Source organism: Streptomyces sp. NPDC058375, from assembly GCF_042723425.1.
Lineage (GTDB): Bacteria > Actinomycetota > Actinomycetes > Streptomycetales > Streptomycetaceae > Streptomyces > Streptomyces durocortorensis.
On record NZ_JBHXJG010000016.1, the window covers coordinates 43,503 to 50,181 of the forward strand.

Consider the following 6,679-nt stretch of genomic DNA (forward strand, 5'->3'; position numbering starts at 1 on the left):
CCGGCACATGGACCAGACACATGCTCCGTCGCCCCTGGCGGGCGCCGTGCATGACCTGGCGACAGAGGTGGTCCTCGCTCTTCGGAGCGGGGACCACCTCGCCACGGTGTGCGGCGCGGCGGGAATCGACGAGGAGAATCGGACCGGAATCGCGGCGGTACGGGTCATCGGGGCCGACCTGCTGCTGCCCAGTGTTCTGTACGGGCGTCATCCGCATCCGGGCGACGTCGCCGTACTCGACAGGGCGGTGCGGGAGTTCCCGCCCAAACCCGACGCTCCGGCCGCCACGGCGTGGAGTCACTGGCACATGATCTCCACGCTCCAGCGGATGGCGCCGTCCTCACCGGGCACGACCGCTCCCGGGCCCGGCACACCCGGTGCGTACGCGGAGCCCGACGCCGCCTGGCTGGAGGAGGCCCCCTGGCAGGCGTTCACCCACCAGCTCTCGGTCCTCGCGCCGCTCGCCGTCCCGGCCGCACCCTCGGCCGTGCAGCGGGCCGCGGCCCACCGCGCGGTCGACCTGTCGCGCGGCTTCGTCCGCGCGGTGCGGCGGCGCGACTGGCTCCAGGCGGCGGGCGCGGGCCGCTGGCTCGCGGCGATCGGCGGCGAACCGGCGACGCTGGGCCTGGAACGCGGCCTGGACTTCGTCGAGCTGATGGGCGGCGACGATCCCCGGGTCACCCTCCATGTGCGGGCCGCCCGGTTGATGGCCGAGGCGAGGGCGCGGTGAGGGCCCGGTGACGACGTCCGCGACACAGGACCGGCCGGGGCCCGAAAGCCGCCCGGGACAAGCCCGGCCCCCCGGGGCCGCGCTCGCCGTCCTCCCCGGCGTCCTGCGCGCCGCCCTCGGGTGGACCGACGCGCACCGCACGCGCTTCGTGCTCCCCGACGACATCCTGGAACCCCACGCCCAGGTCAACGGCACGCTGAAGCCGCTGGGCGAGCTGGCCCAGCTCGGCTCGACGATCCGCCGCGCCACCGCCCCCGGCGCCCCGGAACGCGAACTGGCCGGGGACCTCGTCGCGTACGCCTGGGAGCAGGTGCACGAGGGTGCGCTGCTCCTGGAGCTGCTGCGCGCCGAGCCGTTCGCCGCGTACCCGTACGAGATCTACGCCGCCTTCGCCGGGTCCGGACTGCGCCACGAGGGCTTCGAGGCGCTGGCCCGCCCGCTCACCGCGACCCGCGCCTGGGCCCACACCGAGCAGCACGCCAACCGCCAGTTGGGCCTGGTCAACTCCGAGCGGCGGGTGGGGGTCCTCACCCACACCGACGCCGGTGCGGTGCTGTCCCGGACCTGGCTGGGCGGTCTTTCGGAGCCGTGGATGTTCGAGGGCCCCTCCGGCTACGCGCTGACCCACACCGTCTTCCACCTCACGGACTGGGGTCGGATGCCCGACCGGGTGCCGGAGAAGATCGACGGCTATCTGCGGACCTGGCTGCCCGCCTGGGCCGACGGCTGTCTGGAGAGCGGCCAGTGGGACCTGACCGGCGAGCTGCTCGCGGTGGCGGCCTCGCTGCCGGGCCCGGCGCCCGTCGAACTGCTGGACGCGGTCTGGCCGGTGCTGGCCGACGCCCAGCATCCGACCGGCTGCGTCCCGGAGACCGGCGTTCCGGTCCAGGACCCCGCGCCGGACCCGTACCCCTTCATCGACTGCTACCACTCCACGCTCGTCACGGCCTTCGCCGCGGCCCTGTCCCTGAGGTCGCTGCACGGGAACGGCGGGCGGGGCGAGACCGGCGGGGCCGTGCCCGGCCGGGAAAGGCGCACCGCATGACCAGCAGCAGCGGCATCCGGCAGATCCACGACGTGGGGGCCAAGGCCCTGGGCTGGCTGTACGAACACCGGCGGGGGTTTCGGCTGGAGGACGATCCGGCCCCGGAGACGGGGATGCTGGACCGGTTCAAGCCGCTGGGCGAGCTGGCGCTGATCGCGAAGGTCATCTTCCGCGAGGGCGTGGCCGGCTCGCAGCAGTCCTCTCTCGCCCACAAGTTGCTGGATTACGCCTGGCACGAGCTGCTGGGCTCCGGGACGCGGCTGTTGGAGGGCCAGCGGCGCGAACCGCTCTCGCCGGTGCCGCTGGAGGTCTACGTACCGTTCCGGGAGCTGGGCTTCCGGCAGCCGGACCTGGAGTCCGCGATCCGGCTCAACCACCGGCTCGCCAGCTGGGCGGCGCTGGAGGTGCTCCCGGTGCGGCGGTTCGGCCTGAGCGCGATCGAGCGGCGGTTCGGGGTGGAGCCGAGCGTCCCGGAGACGGCGGCGCTGGCCCACACCTGGCTGGCCCGGCGGCCCGAGCCGTGGACGGTCGAGGGCCATATCGGCTACGACATCACCCACACGGTCTTCCACCTCACCGACTGGGGCGAGAAACCGGCCGGGCTCCCCGCCGACATCGCGGAGTACCTGACCCTCTGGCTGCCGGTCTGGCTGGACGACTGGTTGGACCTGAAGCGCTGGGACCTGCTGGGCGAGCTGCTGGTCGTGGACGCGTGCCTGCCCGAACCGACTCTGGACCCGGCGGCCTGGCAGGGGTTCGCGCAGGCGCAGCAGCCGGACGGGGCGATGCCGGTGGTCGGCGGGATGCCGGAAGGGGACGAGGAGTCGGTGTTCGACCTGGTCTACCACCCGACGCTGGTCGCCGCGTTCGCCTCGGCGCTGGCGATGTCCCGCGCCCTGTCCGACCTCAGCGCGGATCCGGCCCCGGCATGACCGGCACGACGGCGGTCCGCGTGACCGCCCCCGGCTCCCCGGCCGCCACCGCCCGCCTCCTGGCCGAGGCGGCGCAGGCGGTCGACGCGCCCGACCTGGTGCTCGCGGTCAGCCGGAACGGGGTACGCACCGTCCACACCGGCGGCAGCGCGGAGCCGGGCCCGGTCCCCCGCGAGCTGATCGCGTACGAGCTGGGCTCGGCGTCGAAGCCGTACGCGGGGCTGCTGCTGGCCCGGCTGGTGGCGCAGGGCCGGGTGCGGTACGAGGACCGGGCGGCGGACCTGCTGGCCCCGGGTTTCCCGGTGCACCCGGCGGTGCGCCGGATCACCCTGCGCCATCTGCTCACCCACACCTCGGGGCTGCCGGGCCTGCCCGCCGACTTCTACCCGCAGGCGGTGCCCCGCTGGTCGACCGACCCGTACGGCGGCTACCCGGCCGACCGGGTGGTCCGGGCGTTCCTGCGGGCCCGCCCGCGCCACCGGCCCGGAACCCGCTGGCGCTACTCGAACTTCGCCGTCTCGGTCCTCGGCCACACCCTCGCGGCGGCCACCGGAACCCCGTGGGAGGTCCTGCTGCACCAGCAGGTGCTGGCTCCGCTGGGCCTGGCGGCGACCCGGGTGCGCCCGGGCCCCGAGGGCGCGGACGCGGTCGGGCACGGCCGCGACGGGACGCCGGTGCCCGCGCTGGACACCGGCGGCTTCACGGCGGCGGGCGCGGTCCGGGCGACCCCGCTGGACCTGCTGACGTTCCTGGAGGCGCATCTGGACGGGCCGGAGCCGACGGACCCCGCGCTGGCCGGGGCGCTGGCGGAGGTGCGGAGGCCGGTGCTGCGGCGCGGCCTGCGGCACGCGCACACCCACACGCTCACGTGGTTCCACCACCCGTCCCCGTACGGTCCGGTCCTCTTCCACGCGGGAGCGACCCTCGGCCAGCAGGCGTTCCTCGGCCTCCGCCCGGACACGGGTCTCGTGGTGGCGGCGACGGCGACGCGGCGGGTGCACCGGGCGGACACCTTCGTGGCGACGGCGTACGGCCTGCTGGCGGAAACGCCGTAGGTGCCGTAGTTACTGGGGTTTCCCCGCGCTCTTCTCCGCGTTCTTGGCGGCCACCACCGCGTCGAACACCTCCCGCTTGGGCAGCCCGGCGGCGGCGGCGACGGCGGCGATGGCTTCCTTGCGCCGCTCCCCCGCCTCCTCGCGCACCCGCACCCGCCGCACGAGCTCCTCGGCGTCAAGACCCTCGTCGCCGGAGTCGGTCGCGCCCTCCACGACGACGGTGATCTCCCCGCGCACCCCGTCCTCGGCCCACACGGCCAGCTCGCCGAGCGGACCGCGCTTGACCTCCTCGTACGTCTTGGTCAGCTCCCGGCAGACGGCGGCACGGCGCTCGGCGCCGAAGACCTCGGCCATCGCGGCGAGGGTGTCGTCGAGGCGGTGGGGGGCCTCGAAGAAGACCATCGTGCGCCGCTCGTCGGCGTTCTCGCGGAGCTTGGAGAGCCGTTCACCGGCCTTGCGGGGCAGAAACCCCTCGAAGCAGAAGCGGTCCACGGGCAGCCCGGACAGGGCGAGGGCGGTGAGCACCGCGCTCGGCCCGGGGACGGCGGTGACCCGGATGTCCTTCTCCACGGCGGCGGCGACGAGCCGGTAGCCGGGGTCGGAGACGGACGGCATGCCCGCGTCCGTCACCAGCAGGACGCGCGCGCCGCCGGTCAGGGCCTCCACCAGCTCCGGCGTACGGGCGGACTCGTTCCCCTCGAAGTAGGAGACGACACGCCCCGAGGTGTGGATGCCGAGCGCCTGGGTGAGCCGGCGCAGCCGCCGGGTGTCCTCGGCGGCGACGACGTCGGCCCGCTCCAGTTCGGCGGCGAGGCGCGGCGGGGCGTCCGCCACGTCACCGATGGGGGTTCCTGCGAGCACGAGCGTTCCAGTCGTTCCAGTCACATCAGCCATCCTCGCAGCACGGGCAGCGCCCTTCGCACAGATGCGTTCCCTACGATGGCGCGGTGACGAGTACCGCACCCGAGACCCAGCGGGGCCAAGACGCCGGGGATCCGCTCGGCGAACAGCCGACCTCCTGGCAACGGCGGCTGCGCCGCTTCGGCCATGTCCCCCGCCCGGAGGTCTCTCTCCGCGACCGGCTGGACCCGCCGTACACGCGGCCCGGACGGCAGGTGTGGTCGGTGCTCGCGATCCCGCCGCACGTGGCGGACAGCCTGGTGCGGTGGTCTGCCTGGGGCGGCCCGCTGCTGGTGACTCTCGTCGCGGGCCTGCTGCGGTTCTGGAAGCTGGACCAGCCGCACGCGGTGATATTCGACGAGACGTATTACGCGAAGGACGCGTGGGCGCTGGTCAACCAGGGGTACGAGGGGTCCTGGCCCAAGGACGTCGACAAGCAGATCCTGAACGACCCGTCCTCCGTGCCGATCCCGACCGACCCGGGCTATGTGGTGCACCCGCCGGTCGGGAAGTGGATCATCGGCCTGGGCGAGCAGATGTTCGGCTTCACGCCGTTCGGCTGGCGCTTCATGGTGGCGGTGCTCGGCACGGTCTCCGTGCTCCTGCTCTGCCGGATCGGCCGGCGGCTGTTCCGCTCCACGTTCCTGGGCTGCCTGGCGGGGCTGCTGCTCGCGGTGGACGGCCTGCACTTCGTGATGAGCCGGACCGCGCTGCTCGACCTGATCGTCATGTTCTTCGTGCTGGCCGCGTTCGGCTGCCTGGTGGTGGACCGGGACCACGCCCGGCGTAGGCTCTCCGACGCGCTGCCGGTGGACGAGGAGGGGGTGCTGCGCCCGGACGCCCGGGTCGCGGAAACCTTGCGCCTGGGGTGGCGGCCGTGGCGGCTCGCGGCGGGCGTGATGCTGGGCCTGGCGTTCGCCACGAAGTGGAACGGCCTGTACGTGCTGGCCGCGTTCGGCCTGATGACGGTGTTGTGGGACGTAGGCGCACGGCGGACAGCAGGGGCCGTGCACCCGTACCAGGCGGTGCTGCGCCGCGACCTGGTCCCCGCGTTCGTCTCGACGGTGCCGGTGGCGATCGTGACGTACGTCGTGTCCTGGACCGGCTGGATCGTCACGGACAAGGGCTACTACCGCAACTGGGCGGCCACCGAGGGCGAGGACTCCTCCTGGAGCTGGCTCTTCCCGGACTGGCTGCGCAGCCTGTGGCACTACGAGAACCAGGTGTACGACTTCCACGTCGGCCTGACCTCCGGCCACACGTACGAGTCCAACCCCTGGAGCTGGCTGGTGCTGGGCCGGCCCGTCTCGTACTTCTACGAGGAGCAGACGGGCTGCGCGGAGTCGTCCACGGGCAAGTGCGCCGCCGAGGTCCTGGCCATCGGCACCCCGCTCCTGTGGTGGCTGGCGTGCTTCGCCCTCGCGTACGTGGTGTGGCGCTGGTTCTTCCGCCGCGACTGGCGGGCGGGCGCGATCGCCTGCGGTGTGGTGGCGGGCTGGCTCCCCTGGTTCTTCTACCAGGAGCGGACGATCTTCCTGTTCTACGCGGTGGTGTTCGTCCCGTTCCTCTGCCTGGCCGTGACGATGATGCTGGGCGCGATCATGGGCCCGGCGGCGGGCACGGGCGCCCGGGCCGAACTGGGCCTCACCGCCCACGACCCCACCGGCGAACGCCGCCGCACCCTGGGGGCGATCGCGGTGGGCGTGCTGGTCCTCCTGGTCATCTGGAACTTCATCTACTTCTGGCCGCTCTACACCGGGACGTCGATCCCGGAGGACCTGTGGCGGGACCGGATGTGGCTGGACACCTGGGTGTAGCAGGGCAGGAACACGAAGAGGGCGCGGCCCGGGCACGAGTTGACGAATTGACATGCGCATTGTTGGCGCACACCCCCGGTCCGGCAAGGGGTCTGTTTCAGCCACTCCCACCGCGCCTCCGCACCCCGGCGCCCGCCACCTTCGAACGCGCCTCCACGCCCCATCGCGCCTCCTTCCCTTCCCGCCGGGCCCGATTAGGC

6 protein-coding genes are annotated in these 6,679 nt (G+C 73.5%); 5 read left to right on the forward strand and 1 reads right to left on the reverse strand.

Annotated elements, in window-relative coordinates; genetic code table 11:
• The first annotated feature begins 7 nt into the window (after positions 1–7).
• From ACFWM7_RS04960 to ACFWM7_RS04975, 4 genes are read left to right on the forward strand one after another with little or no spacing between them, the layout of a single operon-like run.
• Positions 8–730 (forward strand): hypothetical protein, encoded by a 723-nt coding sequence (locus ACFWM7_RS04960; RefSeq protein ID WP_383255189.1) that lies wholly within the window; start codon positions 8–10, stop codon positions 728–730.
• 7 nt (positions 731–737) lie between these two features.
• The gene (locus tag ACFWM7_RS04965; RefSeq protein ID WP_383255191.1) at positions 738–1,775 is read left to right on the forward strand and encodes a DUF6895 family protein; all 1,038 of its coding nucleotides are present in this window, start codon (positions 738–740) and stop codon (positions 1,773–1,775) included.
• Positions 1,772–2,707 carry a DUF6895 family protein gene (locus tag ACFWM7_RS04970; protein ID WP_383255193.1) on the forward strand — a complete coding sequence of 312 codons (936 nt, stop codon included), beginning with the start codon at positions 1,772–1,774 and terminating at the stop codon, positions 2,705–2,707. The genes ACFWM7_RS04965 and ACFWM7_RS04970 overlap by 4 nt, the downstream gene beginning before the upstream one ends.
• The gene (locus tag ACFWM7_RS04975) at positions 2,704–3,762 is read left to right on the forward strand and encodes a serine hydrolase domain-containing protein (RefSeq protein WP_383255195.1); all 1,059 of its coding nucleotides are present in this window, start codon (positions 2,704–2,706) and stop codon (positions 3,760–3,762) included. The genes ACFWM7_RS04970 and ACFWM7_RS04975 overlap by 4 nt, the downstream gene beginning before the upstream one ends.
• Before the next feature lie 9 nt (positions 3,763–3,771).
• Here ACFWM7_RS04975 and rsmI read toward each other — a convergent pair whose 3' ends face one another.
• Positions 3,772–4,656, reverse strand: a complete 885-nt coding sequence (gene rsmI / locus ACFWM7_RS04980) for a 16S rRNA (cytidine(1402)-2'-O)-methyltransferase (RefSeq protein ID WP_383255197.1) — start codon at positions 4,654–4,656, stop codon at positions 3,772–3,774.
• Positions 4,657–4,709: 53 nt separating this feature from the next.
• Here rsmI and ACFWM7_RS04985 point away from each other — a divergent pair, with 53 nt between their 5' ends.
• Positions 4,710–6,479, forward strand: coding sequence for a dolichyl-phosphate-mannose--protein mannosyltransferase (locus ACFWM7_RS04985; RefSeq protein ID WP_383255199.1), 1,770 nt, complete (start codon positions 4,710–4,712; stop codon positions 6,477–6,479).
• Positions 6,480–6,679 lie beyond the last annotated feature (200 nt).